General features: G+C 61.7%; 15 protein-coding genes and 1 pseudogene. 10 read left to right on the forward strand and 6 right to left on the reverse strand.

The window, feature by feature from the left end; genetic code table 11:
- The first annotated feature begins 117 nt into the window (after nucleotides 1–117).
- The 7 genes from AC0VX3_RS06835 to AC0VX3_RS06865 all read left to right on the forward strand — a co-directional run bounded on the left by AC0VX3_RS06835 (nucleotide 118) and on the right by AC0VX3_RS06865 (nucleotide 8,896).
- A complete protein-coding gene (locus AC0VX3_RS06835; RefSeq protein WP_342892893.1) occupies nucleotides 118–918 on the forward strand; it encodes a DeoR/GlpR family DNA-binding transcription regulator in 801 nt (266 codons plus the stop codon).
- Entirely contained in the window at nucleotides 915–1,988 is a 1,074-nt protein-coding gene (locus AC0VX3_RS06840) for an ABC transporter ATP-binding protein (protein WP_475524069.1), read from the forward strand. Before AC0VX3_RS06835 ends, AC0VX3_RS06840 begins: the two co-directional genes overlap by 4 nt.
- Nucleotides 1,989–2,055: 67 nt before the next feature.
- A complete protein-coding gene (locus AC0VX3_RS06845) occupies nucleotides 2,056–3,339 on the forward strand; it encodes an ABC transporter substrate-binding protein (RefSeq protein ID WP_475524070.1) in 1,284 nt (427 codons plus the stop codon).
- A gap of 92 nt (nucleotides 3,340–3,431) precedes the next feature.
- A complete protein-coding gene (locus tag AC0VX3_RS06850) occupies nucleotides 3,432–4,319 on the forward strand; it encodes a carbohydrate ABC transporter permease (RefSeq protein WP_348151639.1) in 888 nt (295 codons plus the stop codon).
- Nucleotides 4,316–5,137, forward strand: coding sequence for a carbohydrate ABC transporter permease (locus AC0VX3_RS06855; protein WP_475524071.1), 822 nt, complete (start codon nucleotides 4,316–4,318; stop codon nucleotides 5,135–5,137). Before AC0VX3_RS06850 ends, AC0VX3_RS06855 begins: the two co-directional genes overlap by 4 nt.
- A gap of 204 nt (nucleotides 5,138–5,341) precedes the next feature.
- Nucleotides 5,342–6,250 carry a sugar kinase gene (locus AC0VX3_RS06860; RefSeq protein ID WP_475524072.1) on the forward strand — a complete coding sequence of 303 codons (909 nt, stop codon included), beginning with the start codon at nucleotides 5,342–5,344 and terminating at the stop codon, nucleotides 6,248–6,250.
- Between the two features lie 213 nt (nucleotides 6,251–6,463).
- Entirely contained in the window at nucleotides 6,464–8,896 is a 2,433-nt protein-coding gene (locus tag AC0VX3_RS06865; RefSeq protein ID WP_475524073.1) for a methyl-accepting chemotaxis protein, read from the forward strand.
- Between the two features lie 51 nt (nucleotides 8,897–8,947).
- On the opposite strand, the gene iolB is transcribed toward AC0VX3_RS06865, so the two are convergent.
- The 6 genes and pseudogenes from iolB to AC0VX3_RS06895 form a co-directional block, all read right to left on the reverse strand.
- Complete coding sequence (gene iolB / locus AC0VX3_RS06870) at nucleotides 8,948–9,766, reverse strand: 5-deoxy-glucuronate isomerase (protein ID WP_475524074.1); 819 nt, start codon at nucleotides 9,764–9,766, stop codon at nucleotides 8,948–8,950.
- Nucleotides 9,763–10,659, reverse strand: a complete 897-nt coding sequence (iolE, locus tag AC0VX3_RS06875) for a myo-inosose-2 dehydratase (protein WP_475524075.1) — start codon at nucleotides 10,657–10,659, stop codon at nucleotides 9,763–9,765. The genes iolB and iolE overlap by 4 nt, the downstream gene beginning before the upstream one ends.
- Before the next feature lie 201 nt (nucleotides 10,660–10,860).
- Nucleotides 10,861–12,702, reverse strand: coding sequence for a 3D-(3,5/4)-trihydroxycyclohexane-1,2-dione acylhydrolase (decyclizing) (iolD, locus tag AC0VX3_RS06880; protein WP_475524076.1), 1,842 nt, complete (start codon nucleotides 12,700–12,702; stop codon nucleotides 10,861–10,863).
- On the reverse strand, nucleotides 12,699–14,645 hold the full coding sequence (locus tag AC0VX3_RS06885; protein WP_475524077.1) for a bifunctional 5-dehydro-2-deoxygluconokinase/5-dehydro-2-deoxyphosphogluconate aldolase: 1,947 nt from the start codon (nucleotides 14,643–14,645) through the stop codon (nucleotides 12,699–12,701). Before AC0VX3_RS06885 ends, iolD begins: the two co-directional genes overlap by 4 nt.
- Before the next feature lie 159 nt (nucleotides 14,646–14,804).
- Nucleotides 14,805–14,903: pseudogene (locus AC0VX3_RS06890) on the reverse strand (sugar ABC transporter ATP-binding protein); the annotation flags it as partial.
- A 118-nt stretch (nucleotides 14,904–15,021) separates the two neighbouring features.
- Nucleotides 15,022–15,864, reverse strand: a complete 843-nt coding sequence (locus AC0VX3_RS06895; protein ID WP_475524078.1) for a MurR/RpiR family transcriptional regulator — start codon at nucleotides 15,862–15,864, stop codon at nucleotides 15,022–15,024.
- Between the two features lie 115 nt (nucleotides 15,865–15,979).
- Here AC0VX3_RS06895 and iolG point away from each other — a divergent pair, with 115 nt between their 5' ends.
- The 3 genes from iolG to AC0VX3_RS06910 all read left to right on the forward strand — a co-directional run bounded on the left by iolG (nucleotide 15,980) and on the right by AC0VX3_RS06910 (nucleotide 17,546).
- On the forward strand, nucleotides 15,980–16,978 hold the full coding sequence (iolG, locus tag AC0VX3_RS06900; RefSeq protein WP_342892881.1) for an inositol 2-dehydrogenase: 999 nt from the start codon (nucleotides 15,980–15,982) through the stop codon (nucleotides 16,976–16,978).
- 129 nt (nucleotides 16,979–17,107) lie between these two features.
- Nucleotides 17,108–17,338, forward strand: a complete 231-nt coding sequence (locus AC0VX3_RS06905; RefSeq protein WP_475524079.1) for a Gfo/Idh/MocA family oxidoreductase — start codon at nucleotides 17,108–17,110, stop codon at nucleotides 17,336–17,338.
- A gap of 85 nt (nucleotides 17,339–17,423) precedes the next feature.
- On the forward strand, nucleotides 17,424–17,546 hold the full coding sequence (locus AC0VX3_RS06910) for a hypothetical protein (RefSeq protein WP_475524080.1): 123 nt from the start codon (nucleotides 17,424–17,426) through the stop codon (nucleotides 17,544–17,546).
- Nucleotides 17,547–17,645: the final 99 nt, after the last annotated feature.

Here is a 17,645-nt window from a genome sequence, read left to right on the forward strand (position 1 = left end):
ATGAACATGATTAAACCAAGTCCATAGCCGGACTATATCGGACCAGCACGGTGTCCCTGAAGACACCCGGTCTTCGGCGCGACCGAAGCGAGTGAGATGATACTGGATCAATTGAACATGCTTGGGCAAATAGATATTTCAAATCGTCAGGCCGAAATCGCGGACCTTGTTCAAAAGACGGGATTCGCCTCGGTGGAAGACCTGGCGGAACGTTTCGAGGTGACGACCCAGACGATTCGCCGGGACGTCAACGGACTGTGCGAGCTCGGTATCCTGCGCCGGACCCATGGCGGCGTGGAGCCGCCGGCACCGGCCGCCAATATCCATTATTCAACACGCCAGATTCTCAACCTTCGGGAAAAGCAACTGATCGCCAAACTGGTCGCAGGCCATGTCGACAGCAATCAGGCGCTCGCCTTTTCGATTGGAACGACGCCGGAAATCGTCATGCAGGCGTTGACGGGACACGACAAGCTGGCCGTGTTCACCAACAATCTGAACGTGGCGTTCACCGCGTCCGTCAATCCGTCTTTCCAGGTCACGATTGCCGGCGGGCGCCTGCGTCACGGCGACCGGGACGTGCTCGGGTCGGCCGCACAGGCGTTCTTCGCCAACTACAAGGTCGATATCGGCATCTTCGGAGTTGCCGGAGTGGACGAGGACGGCACGCTGCTCGATTTTCACGAGGACGAGGTCGCCGCCCGGCAGTCGATCCTGGCCAATTGCCGCAGATCGTTTCTTGTCCTGGACCACAGCAAGTTCGGCCGCAGCGCGCATGTGCGCGGTGGCCGGCTCAGCGATGTCGACGCGGTCTTCACCGACCGCGCGGTGCCCTCTGGTGTTCTGGAAAGCTTGAAGGGGACGGACACAGGGGTTTTCGTCGCCGAAGACGCGGCCGTGACGGAGGACGGGGCGTGACAGCCGGCGGGTGCCTGCCCGGATCCGGCAAGCCGATCGTGCTTGAAGACGTCTCGCGCTTCTGGGGCGAGACCGCAGCTGTCGATGCGTTGTCGATCGAGATCCCGGCCGGATCGTTCACGGCGCTGCTCGGGCCGTCCGGCTGCGGCAAGTCCACGACCTTGCGCATGATTGCGGGCCTTGAAAGCGTCAGCAGCGGCCGGATCCTGATCGGTTTGGAAGATGTGACCGGGCGGCCGTGCTCCAAGCGCGACCTGTCCATGGTGTTCCAGTCCTACGCCCTGTTCCCGCACCTGAGCGTTGCCGAGAACATCGTCTTCGGCCTCAAGGTGCGCAATGTCGGCCGGGCGGACAGGGACAGCCGTCTGAAGGCAGTGGCGGATCTTCTGGGGTTGAGCCATCTGCTGGAGCGCAAGCCGGGACAGCTCTCGGGCGGGCAGCAACAGCGTGTCGCGCTCGGGCGGGCGATCATCGGTGAAAAGCCGATCTGCCTGATGGACGAGCCGCTCTCCAACCTGGATGCCAAGCTGCGTCACGAAATGCGGATCGAGATCCGGGACCTGCAGCAAAAGCTCGGTTTCACCATGGTCTATGTCACCCATGACCAGGTGGAAGCCATCACCATGGCCGATCAGGTGGTGCTCATGAACGGGGGCAGGCTCGAGCAGGTCGCAAGCCCGCGCGACCTTTACGAGAAGCCCGCCACCCCCTTCGCCGCCCGGTTCATCGGCACGCCGCCGATGAACCTTTTTCCGGCCAACGCCTTCAGGAAAGTGTGTACGGCGCCCGATTTTCAGCTTGGTGTCCGCCCGGAAGCGATGCGCCGGGAAGAGGGTGGTCCGCTGAGCGCTGAAATCCGGGCCGTCGAATATCTGGGCGCCGATATTCTCGCCGATTGCATCGTTGCGGAAACGTCGTTCCAGGTGCGCCTGCCCGCATCGAAACCCGTTGCCGCCGGAGAGGGGATCGATCTCGGCTTCGATCCGGACGCGCTGCACGTCTTCGACGCCGACAGCGGCCGGCGCCGCGATGATCTTGTTGCCGAATTCGGAACGCTGCTGCGTTCCTGACCGACTGTGCGTGCCTGCGCAGACCAACCGCATGCGTGCGGATGCTCGAACTTTGGGAAACAAACCGATGTTGAAGTCCACATTCCTGAAAGCCGTCGCGGCGACGGCTCTCTCGGTCAGCACCTGGGCCTCCGCTCAGGCCGTCGACCTGCAATTCTATTTTCCGGTGGCTGTCGGCGGTAAAGCCGCCGAGACCATCCAGGATCTGACGGCGGAGTATGTCGCCCTCAATCCGGATGTGACCATCGATGCCGTCTATGCCGGCTCCTATCAGGACACGGTCGCCAAGGCGATCACCGCGTCGCGCGGCGGCAACCCGCCCCAGCTGTCGGTGATCCTGTCCGTCGACATGTACACCCTGATCGATGAAGACCTGATCATCCCTTTCGACGACTACCTCACCACTGAGGAAGACAAGAAGTGGATCGACGGTTTCTACCCGGCATTCATGGAAAACAGCCAGACCGGCGGCAAGACCTACGGCATCCCGTTCCAGCGTTCCACACCGGTTCTCTACTGGAACAAGGAAGCCTTCGAGGCAGCCGGGCTTGACCCGGAAGTCGCACCGGCAACCTGGGACGACATGGTCGCCTACGGCAAGAAGCTGACCCGGGAGGACGCCACCGGCAAGGTCACCCAGTGGGGCGTGCGCATTCCGTCCTCCGGTTTCCCCTACTGGCTGTTCCAGGGCCTGGCCATCGAGAACGGTGCCATCCTGGCCAATGCGGACGGCAACAAGACCAATTTCGACGACCCGAAAGTCGTTGAGGCCCTGCAGTACCTGGTCGACTTGAGCACCAGGGACAAGGTCATGGCTCCGGGCATCATCGAATGGGGCGCAACGCCGAAGGCTTTCTTCGAGGGCCAGACCGCGATGATGTGGACCTCCACCGGCAACCTCACCAACGTGCGTGAGAATGCACCGTTCAAGTTCGGTGTCGCCATGCTGCCGAAAAAGGAACAGCGCGGCGCTCCGACCGGCGGCGGCAACTTCTACCTGTTCAAGGGCGCGTCCGAGGAACAGAGCAAGGCAGCCGTCGAGTTCGTGAAGTGGATCTCCGCTCCTGAACAGTCCGCCAAGTGGACCATCGCAACCGGTTATGTTGCACCGCGTGCCGAAACCTGGGACACCGAAACGATGAAGGCCTACACCGCCGACTTCGCTCCGGCCCTGGTCGCCCGCGACCAGCTCGAGTTCGCCAAGGCGGAGCTGTCCACCTATCAGAACCAGCGTATCACGGGCCTTTTCAACGATGCCCTGGCCGCGGCCATCACCGGCAAGAAGGACGCCGCGACGGCGCTGAAGGAAGCTCAGGCGCAGGCTGACGAGATCCTGGCCGAATACCGCTAAGGCTCCGGTAGGGGCGGCGCGCCGGGTTCGGTGCTCCGCCCCTGCTTTCTTTTGACAAGCTCCAACTCTCAGGCAATTCGGCACGTGACACGATGAAGGCTTCGACACTCAAGCGCGAATGGATCCATGGCTGGCTGCTGCTGCTGCCGGCCCTGGTGTTCCTGTTTGCCTTCACGCATATCCCCGCGGTCACGACCTTCCTGAACAGCTTCTTCTCGACCCCGCGCGGGCGCCGCGAGGCCAAATTCATCGGCCTGGACAATTACGAGCGCATGCTTGGTGATCCCGTGTTCTGGAAGGTGCTCTGGAACAATCTCTGGTACGCGCTGGGCACCATTCCCGTTTCCGTGGCGCTTGCCATCGTGATGGCGCTTTGGGTCAATGACAGGCTGGCCGGGCGCAGCTTCGTGCGCATGGCCTATTTCACGCCGACCGTGCTGCCGCTGATCGCTGTCGCCAATATCTGGATGTTCTTCTATACGCCCGGCTTCGGTCTGTTCGACCAGATCACCGGATCCCTGTTTGGCTGGCCTGCGTCCAATTATCTCGGCAATCCGGATACCGCGCTGAACGCGATCATCGTCGTGACGGTCTGGAAAGAGGCCGGCTTCTTCATGATCTTCTATCTCGCCGCCCTGCAGGCGATCCCGGTGTCGCTGAAAGAGGCCGCACAGATCGAGGGGGCCGGCCGCTGGACGATCTTCCGGCGCATCACCTTTCCGCTGCTGATGCCGACGACGCTGTTCGTCTGCGTCAACGCGGTGATCAATTCCTTCCGGCTGGTCGATCATATTTTCATCCTGACCGACGGCGGGCCGGACAATGCGTCGGCGCTGCTGCTTTTCTATATTTTCGAAGTCGCCTTCCGGTTCTGGGAAACCGCCTATGGCGCCACGCTGACCGTGGCGCTGCTCGTGCTCCTGTCGCTCCTTGCCATTGGCCAGTTTTTCTTCTTCGATCGCAAGGTGCATTACAAATGACCCGCGCCCCGTTTGATTTCGACCGGCTGCTGAACACGGCTGCCGCCTGGGCGCTGGCGCTGTTGTGGGTGCTGCCGCTCGCTTATGCCGTCTGGACCGCGTTTCATCCAGCCGCCTATGAGGCAAGGTTCGAGCTGCTGGCTCCCCTGACGCTGGACAATTTCGCGAAGGCCTGGGCGGCGGCACCATTCGCGCGCTATTTCCTGAACACGTTCCTTCTGGTGACGATGATCCTGGCCGGGCAGTTCTTTCTGTGCACTCTGGCCGCCTATGCATTCGCCCGGTTCGAGTTTCCCGGCCGCGGTATTTTCTTCACGCTCGTGTTGCTCCAGCTCCTTGTGATGCCGGACATCCTGATGGTCGAGAACTACCAGACCATGCGCCTTTTCCATCTGGTGGACACGATCCCGGCAATGGCACTGCCGTATATTGCCTCCGGCTTCGGGATCTTCCTGCTGCGCCAGACCTTCAAGACGATCCCGCGGGAACTGGACGAGGCCGCGCGCATCGAGGGAGCTTCCTTTCTGGGCGTGCTCTGGAAGGTCTATATCCCGCTGGCCAAGCCGACCTATCTGGCCTACGGGCTGGTGTCCGTCAGTCACCACTGGAACAATTTCCTGTGGCCGCTGATCGTCACCAATTCGGTCGAGACCCGGCCGGTGACGGTGGGCCTCAGCATCTTTTCCGCGATCGACAGCGGTGTCGAGTGGTCGGTGATCAACGCGGCGACGCTGATGACCTCCGGCCCGCTGCTGATCGCTTTTCTCCTGTTCCAGCGCCATTTCGTGCAGAGTTTCATGCGCGCCGGAATCAAATAGCAAAATAATTTAAATTGCCGGGAGACGCGGCATTCCGCCTTTTTGATGACGGCCGGAACCTGGTCAAAGCGCTTTGACCCGGGCGTTGTCCCTTTGTCTGGTTTCTTCAGATCCGGGATTTATGCTAATGGATTTAAATCCCGGTTTTCCGCGGGATTTTTCGCCTATAATTTTTCCGGTTTTCAACCGCTGCAGGAGTGCCCCGTGTCCTTGAAATTTCTAGCCGTTGGTGAGTGTATGGTCGAAATGGCACCGACGGCGGACGGCACATATGCCATGGGATTCGCCGGCGACACGCTGAACACGGCCTGGTACGCACGCAAGTGCCTGCCGGTGAACTGGTCCGTCGGCTACTACACGGCCGTTGGCCGGGATCAGGTCTCCGAGGAGATGCTCGGGTTCCTGAAAGGCTCCGGCATAGACACCGCATCCGTGCACAAACGCGACGACCGGACCGTCGGCCTTTACATGATTCAGTTGAAGGACGGCGAGCGCAGCTTTGCCTATTGGCGCTCCCATTCGGCAGCCCGCTGCCTTGCGTCCGACAGGGCGCATCTGGACGCGGCTCTGGCCGGAACCGGGCTGGTCTATTTCAGCGGGATCACGCTGGCAATCCTGCCGGCCGCAGAGCGGGTCGTCTTTCTGGATGCCTTGCGCGCCGCACGGGGCAGGGGCGCCAGGATTGCCTTCGATCCGAACCTCAGGCCGCGTCTTTGGGAAAACGCGGAGACCATGCGCGCCTGCGTGACCCAGGCCGCGGGCCTGTGTGATTTAGTGATGCCGTCGTTTGATGACGAGATGACGCATTTCGGGGACAGCACCCCCAACGTCAGCGTGGACCGGTATCTGGCGGCGGGAGCCGGCATGGTGGTCGTCAAGAACGGTCCGGCGGACGTCATCTGCGCTGGCCGGGAAGGGCGGCAGAGTTTCCAGCCCGAACCGGTGACCGGTATCGTCGACACCACCGCAGCCGGCGACAGTTTCAATGCCGGCTTTCTGGCAGAGTATCTGACATCAGGCGATATTGCCGCCAGCGTGGGCGCCGGCGCAAGACTGGCTGGCCGGGTGATCTGCAATCGCGGAGCCCTGGTGGACTGCCTCGAACCTGCCTGACGGTTCGGGGCTCGCATGCATGATGGCGCAAGGTCTTTCTTCAGCGCCATTGTAATAGATAACAATAAATACGATAGGTTGTATTCAAAAGTCATGGTCAATACTAACTAAGCGGTTGATCTTATTGGCTGAATTAAGATTTTATTTTCGTCTGATGCCTAGTTTTGCGCGAAGTCGGCTCCTGCCGTTCCCTTTCGTGAAAGACGGAATCAGATGTTCTCAAAAATGCGCCTGTCAAAGAAAATACCTACTCTTGTGATCGGCGCTGCCGCCGTCGTGGGAGTGGGGATCGGTTTTTCCAGCTACCTGACAACCGTGGATGGCGTCGAGCAGCTCACACGGGATCGATTGAAGACCGCCGCGACGACCAGCGTCGAGGAGACACTTTTCTATCTGCACACGATTGAAAGCGAACTGATCCTGGCCGCGGAAAGCCCGGGCACAGTCGTGGCTGTCAAGGAATTCTCGGCTGCCTGGGACGCGATCGGTTCCTCCGGGGAGGAACCCGAGGCCGCGCTTCAGGCTGCCTATATCACCGACAACCCACATCCGATCGGTGAAAAGCACCTGCTTGACCGCAGCGAAACCGGTTCGGCATACGATGATGTTCATGCCCTATACCATCCCTGGTTCCGGAAAATGCAGCAGGACAGCGGTTACTACGATGTCTTTCTGTTCGATACGGAAGGCAACCTGATCTATTCGGTGTTCAAGGAACTGGACTATGCCACCAATTTCAGTGCGGGCGGCGGGAAATGGGCCAATACCGACCTGGGTGAAGTGTACCGGAAGGCAATGGCGATCACTTCTCATGACGATGTGGCCTTCGAGGATTTCGCCCCCTATGGCCCGAGTGCCGACGCCCCGGCGAGCTTCGTCGCCCATCCGATACGCATGAAAGACAAGACCTATGGTGTTCTGGCGTTCCAGATGCCCGTCGATGTGATCAACGAGATGATGAGCCATGTGCGCGGCCTGGGTGAAACAGGTGAGCTGGCACTGATCGGCGAAGACCGCCTGATGCGGAACAATTCCGGGAAGATCGCCGGCCAGACCGATATTCTGGTAACGAAACTCGACAGCCCGGTGATCGACAAGGCTTTCGAAGATGGGTTGGCATTCGGGTACGACACTTTGAACGGGACCGAAAAACTGGATGTCGAGGCTGCCAAGTTTGACTATCACGGCAGCACGTTCGCCATCGTGGCCTCGCAGTCCTATGCGGAAGCATTCCAGGCGGTTGTCGACATCAGGAACCGCATGCTGATCACGGGGCTCGTGCTGCTTGGAATCGCTGCCGTCGTCGGCGTGTTCGTTGCCAGAACCATCACGGTTCCGATCAACGGACTTGTCGACTCCATGAAGCGCCTTGCCACGGGCGATACCAATGTCGATGTCGACGGCGGAGCGCGCGGGGATGAAATCGGCGATATGTTCCAGACCGTCGCCGTGTTCAAGGAAAACGCCATTCAGCGCAACCAACTGGAGGAAGGCGCCAGGATAGAGCGGGACAAGGAGCGTCAGCGGCAGGGCTACATGGAAACCCTGATCGCGGATTTCAAGATGACCATGTCCGAACGGCTTTCGACGGTGTCCGATCAGATGAACCTGATGCGCGGGGCCGCGACAACGCTGGAAGAAATCGCCGGCAATGCCAGCATCGAAGCGGGGCAGGCCGGCAGTGCGGCCGTCAGCGCTTCGGAGAATGTCGCCGCTGTTGCTGCCGCAACAGAGGAAATGACGGCCACCGTTCAGGAAATCGCAAACCAGACCGAATCCACAGCGAAGATCGTCGCGGAGGCCGTTCAGGCGGCGGAAACCACCAATCAGGACGTGAAGACCCTGTCTGATGCCGCCGAACATATCGGCAGTGTCGTCAATCTGATCCGCGATATCGCGGAACAGACCAACCTTCTCGCTCTGAACGCCACCATCGAGGCGGCGCGGGCCGGCGATGCCGGCAAGGGGTTTGCTGTCGTGGCCTCGGAAGTCAAGCAGCTCGCCGAGCAGACATCCAAGGCGACCGACGAGATTTCCGGCCGGATTTCCGGAATTCAGACTTCGGTGAAGGATGCGGCCGGATCGATCGACCATATCGCGAACAAGGTCTCGGAGATCAAGGAACTGACAAGCTCCGTCGCCGGCGCGATCGAGGAGCAGCGCTCCGCAAACCAGGAGATCGCCCGGTCCGCGAAATCGGCGAGCGACAGCACGGGGAATGCCGCGACGAGCATCTCCACGGTTTCCGGCGCGGTGCAGCAGACTTCAGCGGAAGTCGGATCGGTGAACAGCGCGTCCGACCTGGTCTCTGCAGCCAGCGCGACCCTTACGGAGGAAGTGGAGAAGTTCCTGCAAGGAGTCACTCATGACGTGGAAGACAGGCGGAGTGCGCAGCGCAAAATCATCTCCGAAGATGTCACCATCCTGACGCCGGACGGCAGACCGCACAAGGCCATGCTGGTGGATGTGAGCACGACGGGTGCGCAGATCCAGAACATGTCGGGCCTGGCCACTGGAGACCAGCTGACGATCAGGCTGTACGACGGCACCAATCTGCCCGGCATCGTGGTGCGCCAGACAGACCAGGGCTGCGGTATCAAGTTCACCGAGAATCTGGCGGAAAACCACATTCTGATCGCTGCCTGACCGGCAGCAGGACAAAGACAGGAAAAAGGCGCTTCGGGCGCCTTTTTTTCGTCAGGAATCGCGCTGGGCGATCCAGTCGTGGTCCGGGTGGTTCTGGAAGCGCCACTTGCGCAATGGACCGGCCATGACGTTCATGTAGTACATGTCATAGCCGTAGGGCACGCCGCAGGGGTGGTGCCCCTTGGGCACGAGCACCACGTCGTGGCTGCTGAAGGAAACGGTTTCATCCAGCGTGCCATCCTCGGTGAACACCCGCTGATGGCCATAGCCCTGATCCGGGTCGAGACGGTGATAATAAGTCTCTTCCAGGTAGGTCATCTGCGGATAGTTGTCCTCGTCGTGCCGGTGCGGCGGATAGGACGACCAGTTGCCCGATGGCGTGAACACTTCGGTGACCAGCAGGCTGTCGGCGACATCCGTTTCTTCCATGGCGATCGGATAGATGTAGCGGGTGTTGGCGCCCTTGCCGCGTGTCACCTGCTCGGGAACCGGCAGGACGCGGGCCTTGTGGCCGCCGGTGCCCGGGGCGGTGCAGACGCCGATGGTGCAGTCGGTGGTCGCCGTTGCCGACCAGCGGGTGGCGTTGGGTACATAGACGCTGTGCGGCGGCAGTTTTTCAAACACGGTCATGCGTTCGCCCTGCTCGCCGAAATCCTCGCCGGCGGCCGAGATCTTCGCCTTGCCCTCGATCATCACCAGAATGACCTCGAGATCGCCCGTGTCCTCACCAACGGTTTCACCCGCCTTCAGCCGATACAGTCCGAAGCCGACATAGCCCCAGCCGGGCGACTTCGGCCCCTTCGCACTGTCGATGGTGATATCGTGAACCTTGCCGCTGGTTCCGGCCGGTTTGCGGAGAAGGTCGCTCATGTCAAAGTCACCTTTCTTGCGATCTCTTTCAGGGTTTTCAATCCCAGACTCTGGTACTGGAAAGGATTGCGGACTTCCGGGTCCTGTTCGGCTTCGATGACGATCCAGCCCTGATAGCCCGTTTCCCTGAGGATCTCCAGCAAGGGCCCGAAATCAACACCGCCTTCTTCGTCCCCCGGCACCGTGAAGACGCCGGCCCGCACGCCGTCCATGAACGACTTTCCGGTGTCCCGGATTTCCTTCATGACCGCCGGGCGCACGTTTTTTGCGTGGAAGTGGCGAACACGGCCGGCATGTCTTTGAAGAACCGGGGCCGGGTCGCCGCCCCTGGCGCCGAAATAGCAGTGCCCCGCATCGAACAACAGACTGGTCGCCGGTCCGGTCGCGGTCATGAAGGCATCAATGTCCCGGGGCGTTTCGACCACGGTCCCCATGTGGTGGTGATAGACCAGATCGATGCCCTGCGCCGCGCAGAAGGCGGCGATCTCCTCGACCTTCGCACCAAAGGCAGTCATCTCTTCGGCGGTGAGCACCGGGCTTGTGTTGATGTCGTCGGCCGACCCCTGAATGCTGTTGGAGGTTTCGCAGGCAATGCAGACCTTGCAGCCATTGTGCTTCAGCTTGTCCAGGTGCGGCTGGATCGCCAGCTTTTCCGCCTCGACGGAGTGTGCAAGCAGGTTCAGGGAATACCAGCCGGAAATGAACTTCAGACCATGGCTGCCGAGAAGCTGCTTCAGGTCTTCGGGATCGTTCGGCCAGCGGTGGCCGTTCTCGATGCCGTCGAAGCCGATTTCCGAAGCCTCCGTCAGGATCTGCTCCGTGGGGATATGCGCGCCGAGCGTCTGGTCGTCGTCATTGGCCCAGGCAATCGGGTTGGTGCCGTAAAGGATCATGGCTGGTATCCTGCAACGTATTTGGGAACGTCTGGTTTGATTGAATTCTGAACCCGGCCTCATCCCGGGGAAGCGCGTTCGCGCTGTCCCGGGATGAGGCCGGGCGTCAGGGACTACGCGGCCGGTCCATCGGGACGGCCTTTCACGGGATGAGGCCCTGGGAAAATTCCGGAGCAATAAAGTCCATTGAACCCGGCACGGTCAATCCACGAGGTTCTGGTGTTTCAGCGCCGCCTCGTACTTCTTGCGGGCCTTGTTGACGTCGGCGCGTTCGGAGACTTCCGGCACCGCCACATCCCACCAGCTGCCGCCTCCGGCTTCGCCCGGCCCGTGCATGGGGTCGGTGTCGATAACGATGACGGTGGGAATTGGCCGGTCGCGCGCCGCGCTGATCCGGGCTTCAAGGTCGGCGATGTCCTTGGCCTTGACCGCATGGGCGCCCATGGACGCGGCATGAGCGACGAAATCGATCTCGGGCTGGGCCTCGACGTTGCAGTCCTTGTAGAGATTGTTGAACTGCTCTCCTCCGGTGCCCATCTGCAGCCGGTTGATGCAGCCGAAGCCGCGATTGTCTGTCAGGACGACGGTGAACGGAACCCGCCGCATGACGGCGGTCGCGAGTTCGGAATTGGCCATCATGTAAGAGCCGTCGCCGACGAAGCAGACGACATCCCGCTCCGGCCGGGCGAGTTTCAGGCCGATGGCGCCGGCGATCTCGTAGCCCATGCAGGAAAAGCCGTATTCCATGTGATAGCCGCCCTGGGGCGCCTGCCACAGCAGTTTCAGGGCACCCGGCATCGTGCCGGCCGCGCACATGGCAATGGTGTTGTCCGACGCGGTCCGCTGGACCGCGCCGATGACCTCGGCATCGAGCGGCAGATAACCGTCTGGAACATCGGTCCGCGCGCTGCAATGGGCATCGACCTTTGCCAGCCAGTCGCTCCGCAGCTTTGCATCGAAGGCCGGGGCCTTGTGGTCGCCAAGGGCCGCGGAGATCTTTTCCAGGGAGGCCTTCGCGTCGCCGACAAGTCCGATGGCGCCGTGTTTGCCGGCGTCGTAGCTCTGGACGTTGATCGACACCAGCTTGCGGCCGGGGTGACTGAAGAGCGACCAGGATCCGGTGGTGAAATCCTGGAAGCGTGTGCCGACGCCGATCACCAGATCCGCCGCCCCGGCAAGTGTGTTGGCGCTTTCGGCGCCGTCGACGCCGGCTGCTCCGAAATTCATCGGATGGGACTGGGCGAGCGCCGATTTGCCCGCCTGGGTCTCGATCACCGGAACGCCGTGGCGGACAGCGAAATCGGCCAGGGTCTGTTCCGCCTGCGAATAGATCACCCCGCCGCCGCACACGATCACGGGCGATTGCGCCGCCCTGATCAGAGCCGTGATATCGGCGACTTCCCGGGTGTCGGGTTCCGGACGGCGGATGCGCCAGACCTTCGGTTCGAAGAAGCTTTCCGGATAATCGAAGGCTTCCGCCTGGGTGTCCTGGCAGAAAGACAGGGTGACGGGGCCGCAATCGGCCGGGTCGGTCATCACCTGGAAGGCTCGGGGAAGGGCGGTCAGAAGGTGTTCCGGACGGCTGATGCGGTCAAAATAGCGGCTCACCGGGCGGAAGCAGTCGTTGACCGTGACGGTGCCGTCGCCGAAATCCTCGACCTGTTGAAGCACGGGATCCGGCGCACGGCCCGCAAAGGCATCGCCGGGAATGAGCAGTACCGGCAGGCGGTTGACATGGGCGAGTGCGGCGGCGGTGACCATATTGGTCGCGCCGGGGCCGATGGATGAGGTCACCGCCATGGCGCGGGTCCGTTTCTTCGCCTTGGCGTAGGCGATGGCCGTATGCGCCATGGTCTGTTCGTTCTGGCCGCGCCAGGTCGGCAGGGCGTTGCCGGCCCGTTCCAGCGCTTCGCCGAGACCGGCGACATTGCCGTGGCCGAAAATGGCCCAGACGCCGTCAATGAAGCGGTCGCCGTCTTCTGTCATCTGCGCGGCCAGATAGCGGACCATGGCCTGGGCGGCCGTGAGGCGGATCGTGCTCATTGCTGCTGTCCTTGAGCTGAGTTGAGACGTGTTTGTGCGCGGGCATCGTCCCAGATACGGCACAGCCGTTCGAAGCGGCGGGTCATGTCTGCAACGGCGTCTTCGTTCGAGATGCGCCCGGCAAGCCAGTTGCGGGCGGCATCGGCGAAGATCGTGCGGCCAACCGCAAACCCCTTGACCAGGCTGAAATGTGCGGCTTGCGCAAAACTCTCGGCGAGCTGGTCTTCCGGAGCATCCAGCCCGAGCACGACGATGCCGCGTGTGTGCGGATCGTTTGATGTGATGGCTTCGCAGGCGTTTGCCCAGGCTGCTCTCGTGGTCAACGGTTCCAGCTTCCACCAGTCCGGATAGATGCCGATATCATACATGCGCCTGATGATGTGTGCGGTCGTGTCGTCGTCGACCGCGCCGACCTTGGAGGGGATGACCTCCAGCAGCATTTCCAGCCGGTTGCGGCGGCAGACGGCAAACAGACGCTTGAGAACGTCTTCCTGCTCCGCCTTCATCGCAGCGGTGTCATCGGGGTGGTAGAAGCACAGCACCTTGACGACATGCTCCGCGGGCCATTCGGCCAGGCCGCCGAAATCCGGTCCGATCTCGGGCTCCAGGGTGAGCGGCCGGGAGGCGGGCCACTCAACCGGATGTCCGATCCAGAGGCCGGTTCCGGCGGCCTGATAAAGGGCCTCGCGGCCAAGACGGCTGTCGCACAGAATGCCGTAACCGGGCTGCCCCCCTGAAACGCTCAGGGCCGCGTCGAGACACAGGTTCTTGAACGCGCCGACCCGCTCATGAGGGACGCCGGCTTCGTCGGCTATCTGCTCGAGCTGGATGCGATGATCGAAGGCGAACACCCGCATCGTCGACCAGTCACCTCCATGGGTCCGGTGCCGGTTTGTGGACCAGTGGATCTGTTCCAGCTCCGGATCCTTGCGGAGCGCCCTGTTCCGGACGCCGCGTTTCAGGAAGAACTGCAGCTCCTCCCAGCTCGGATAGGCCGGCGTGCAGCCGTGGCGCGACACGGCGAAGGCGCCGCAGGCATTGGCGTAGGTCAGGGCGGTCACCCAGTCTTCGCCGGTGATCCAGCCTTTCAGGAGGCCAGACATGAAACCGTCGCCGGCGCCAAGCACGTTGAACACCTCTATCGGAAAGCCGGGGCCCGAGACGCCCGCGTCGAGACTGTCCGGGATGCCGGCCTCGAAGGCGACGGCGCCCATCGGGCCGCGTTTGCAGACCAGCGTTGCATCCGAAACAGCGCGTACGTTCCGGAGCGCCTGAAGGGTATCTGTGGTGCCGCCGGCAATATGGAATTCTTCTTCCGTGCCGACGATGAGGTCGAACAGATGCAGGCTCGCCTGCAGCTTCGCGGTGACCTTGTCGGAGGCGATGAACCGGTTCTCGCCGTCGCCATGGCCCGACAGGCCCCAAAGATTGGGCCGGTAGTCGATGTCGAGCGCGGTTCTCGACCCGTTTTGACGGGCGATGTCGAGCGCCTTGAGAACGGCGGCTTCGGTCTGCGGATGGCTCAGATGCGTGCCGGTGGCAACCACGGCTTTCGCCGAGGCGATGAAGGCCGGGTCGATGTCGTCTTCGCTCAGGGCCATGTCGGCGCAGTTTTCCCGGTAGAAGATCAGCGGGAACTGTTCCTGATCACGAATGCCGAGCAGCACAAGCGCCGTCAGCCTGTCCGGGTCGGTGACCACGCCCCGGGTGTCGACCCCGTGCCGCTCCAGTTCCTCCCGGATGAAGCGGCCCATGTGTTCGTTGCCGACACGGGTGATCAGGCCGGATTTCAGGCCGAGCCGGGCGGTCCCGGTGGCCATGTTGGTGGGCGAGCCGCCGATATACTTGTTGAAGGATGCCATGTCCTCCAGGCGGCCGCCCACCTGGGCGCCGTAAAGATCGACCGAAGACCGGCCGATGGTGATGACATCGAGTTTCTTCATGTACACATTCCGTCCGTATTAGGGCGTATCGCGTTCAAGCGGTTTCATGGTTTCAGGAAGTCGCCCGGGGCAGCATTTGCAGCGCAAATGCGTAACAGGTGGTTGCCTGAATTCAAGCGAGCGCGACACGGCCCGGCGAGCCAGAGTCAAGACAGCCGGTCAGACGGTGCCGCCCAGGGAGCCTTCCAGTGCGGCCAGATCCTGGCCACCGGCCATCATGTCCTGCAGTTCTTCGGCCTTGATATCGCCACGGGCCGCGGGCGCATTGTTGCTGCCCGCTCACTCGTGAGTCGTCGGTGGCTTTGAGCGCTCGTAGCAATTTTTTGGAATTTAAATTCCATTTTTATTTTTGTGCAACAGATTTTTTTCAAAGTCGTCAAATTCGATTGCGCTGCGCGCCGACGGACACGGCCAGGGCAATGGCGAGCGACAGGCTTGCGGACAGGGCCCGGAAGGCACCGACATCCAGTTCGGAGACCAGAAGCTGGATCGCTGTCAGCCGGGCCAGTGGACTGGTCACCACATCGGTAATGGCGACGATGTCCGCCCCGTTGATGCGCGCCTGGGTGGCCATGGCGATGGTTCTCTGCGAGTAGGGCGCGAAGGTCACCGCGATCACCGCATCGTTCGGGCGTATCAGATGTTCCATGTTGATGTTGGCGAGCCCGGAATGAAGAACTGCAGGAATATCCATCTTTTCAAAGGCATAGGCGAGATATGAGGTGACCGGAAAAGCGCGGCGGAAGCCGATCATGTGAATGGTCTCGGCCCGGGCGAGCACATCGACCGCCTGTTGCAGCGCGGCCGGATCCACCGTTGTCAGCAGATTTTCCAGCGAGGACCGGCCGACCTCGACAAACTCGGCAAGCAACGCGGAGGGGGATTCCGTTCCGTGATCGCGAAGTTTCGCCAGACGGGTGGCGTAATCCGGCCATTTCTGGGAATAATCGGACCGGAACAGTTTCTGCATCTGGGAGTAGCCGGAGAAACCCATCTCCTGGCAAAACCGCATGACCGCCGAGGGCTGCACGTCCGCACCTTCGGCGAGTTCCGCCACGGTCGAAACGGGGATACGATCCGGGTTGGTCGCAATGAAGTCTGCGAACTGTTTCAGGCGCTTGGGCATGGTCTCCGCCGTGCTGCCCAGGCGCTCGAAAAAGGCATCGATCGTCTCGGGCGGTGAGGCTGCGACTGCGGGGCCCTGATCTGTCTCCGTCATCCGTTTCTTCTTTTTCAGCTTGACACATTCCGTTTAAAGTGATTTTGGAATTTTTATTCTAATTTTGCAAGCCGCGATCCCGAGGATGCGTGGCTTCACCCTCCGGGAGGAAAACATGGCTATCAAGGTTGCGCTGCTGGGCGCCGGACGTATCGGCAAGGTACATGCCAGGGCGGTTTCCGCTTCGGAGGGGGCGACCCTTGTCGCGGTAGCGGACGCTTTTCCTGAGGCCGCCGAAAGTCTCGCCGCAGGCTATGGTGCCAGCGTCAGGTCGATCGACGAGATCGCGGTGTCCGAGGACGTCGACGCCGTGGTGATCTGCACACCGACAACGACCCATGCGGATCTGATCGAGCAGTGCGCGCGCGCCGGCAAGGCGGTGTTCTGCGAAAAGCCCATCGATCTGTCCCTGGACCGGGTGAAGAGCTGCCTGAAGACGATCGAGGATCTGGGCGCACTCCTGATGATCGGCTTCAACCGGCGGTTTGATCCGCATTTCAAGGCGGTGCGCGATGCCATCGACGCGGGCCGGATCGGCGATGTCGAGATGGTGCAGATCACGTCCCGCGATCCGGGCGCGCCGCCGCCGTCCTACATTGAGACGTCCGGCGGTATTTTCCGGGACATGACCATTCATGACTTCGACATGGCGCGGTTTCTGCTCGGCGAAGAAATCACGACCGTCTATGCCACGGGCTCCGTTCTGGTCGATCCGGAGATCGGCAAGCTCGGCGACTATGACAGCGCCATTGTTGTGCTGACCACGGGATCGGGCAAGCAGTGCTCCATTTCAAACTCGCGCCGCGCGACTTACGGCTATGACCAGCGTGTCGAAGTGCATGGTTCCACCGGTGCGGTTGCCGCTGAAAACCTGCGGCCGGTATCGATCGAACTGGCAACACAGGATGGCTATACGCGCCCGCCGCTGCACGACTTCTTCATGACCCGCTACCTCGATGCCTACGCAGCCGAGATCGCGGCCTTCATTGATGCTGTCGAAAACGGCAGGGTGCCTTCGCCGTCCGGGGAGGACGGCCTGAAGGCGCTGGCGCTTGCCGAGGCCGCTCTGAAGTCGGTCGCCGAGCGCCGCGCCGTCGGCATGGATGAAATCTGATGGCGGATCCGTTGTCGTGGTCATTGCAGGTTCGGGACGACTTGGGAGGACCAGCCAGATGACACGTCCCGGCATTGGATTGATCGGCACCGGTTTCATCGGCAAGTGCCATGCCCTTGCCTATGGCCGGTGAAAGCTGTCTTCGGCGACGTGCCGGCTCCGAGACTGGAAGTGCTGTGCGATGTGCCGGCCGGCAAGGCGGCGCTGTCCGCCGGCAAGCATGTGCATCTGGAAAAGCCGATGGTGCTGACACTGGACGATGCCCGCGACATGCTGAAAGAGGCTGAACAGACCGGGCGAAAACCATCGTCGGCTACAGTTACCTGCACAACCCGGCCATTGCCCACGCGCGCAAGCTGATAGCGGAGGGCGCCATCGGCCGGATCGTGCATTTCCGCGGCATGGTCGACGAGGACTATCAGGCCGACCCGGACCTGATCTGGACATGGCGGCGACAAGGGCCGATGCCGGCCTGGGCGCGCAGGGCGATCTCGGCTGTCATCTGGTGTCGCTGGCAACCGCCATTGCCGAAGCCGGTGAAACCGATCGGCGTGTCACCGTCTCCTGAAAGCCGGAACCTGGATCGTCCACAAGACGCGGCCGGCAGGAAAGCCGGCTGCCTTCGATGGCTTTCAAGATGCCCTGTTGATCTCTATAAACCCTGAGA

This window comes from Roseibium sp. QJM3NY_11 (assembly GCF_056173175.1).

Bases quoted from the DNA above. Each gene is read 5' to 3' on its own strand.
- AC0VX3_RS06850 (WP_348151639.1), top strand. From the start codon at position 3,432: ATGAAGGCTTCGACACTCAAGCGCGAATGGATCCATGGCTGGCTGCTG.
- iolG (WP_342892881.1), top strand. From the start codon at position 15,980: ATGGCTATCAAGGTTGCGCTGCTGGGCGCCGGACGTATCGGCAAGGTA.
- AC0VX3_RS06885 (WP_475524077.1), bottom strand. From the start codon at position 14,645: ATGAAGAAACTCGATGTCATCACCATCGGCCGGTCTTCGGTCGATCTT.
- iolB (WP_475524074.1), bottom strand. From the start codon at position 9,766: ATGAGCGACCTTCTCCGCAAACCGGCCGGAACCAGCGGCAAGGTTCAC.
- AC0VX3_RS06865 (WP_475524073.1), top strand. From the start codon at position 6,464: ATGTTCTCAAAAATGCGCCTGTCAAAGAAAATACCTACTCTTGTGATC.
- iolE (WP_475524075.1), bottom strand. From the start codon at position 10,659: ATGATCCTTTACGGCACCAACCCGATTGCCTGGGCCAATGACGACGAC.
- AC0VX3_RS06835 (WP_342892893.1), top strand. From the start codon at position 118: ATGCTTGGGCAAATAGATATTTCAAATCGTCAGGCCGAAATCGCGGAC.
- AC0VX3_RS06855 (WP_475524071.1), top strand. From the start codon at position 4,316: ATGACCCGCGCCCCGTTTGATTTCGACCGGCTGCTGAACACGGCTGCC.
- AC0VX3_RS06895 (WP_475524078.1), bottom strand. From the start codon at position 15,864: ATGACGGAGACAGATCAGGGCCCCGCAGTCGCAGCCTCACCGCCCGAG.
- iolD (WP_475524076.1), bottom strand. From the start codon at position 12,702: ATGAGCACGATCCGCCTCACGGCCGCCCAGGCCATGGTCCGCTATCTG.
- AC0VX3_RS06845 (WP_475524070.1), top strand. From the start codon at position 2,056: ATGTTGAAGTCCACATTCCTGAAAGCCGTCGCGGCGACGGCTCTCTCG.
- AC0VX3_RS06910 (WP_475524080.1), top strand. From the start codon at position 17,424: ATGGCGGCGACAAGGGCCGATGCCGGCCTGGGCGCGCAGGGCGATCTC.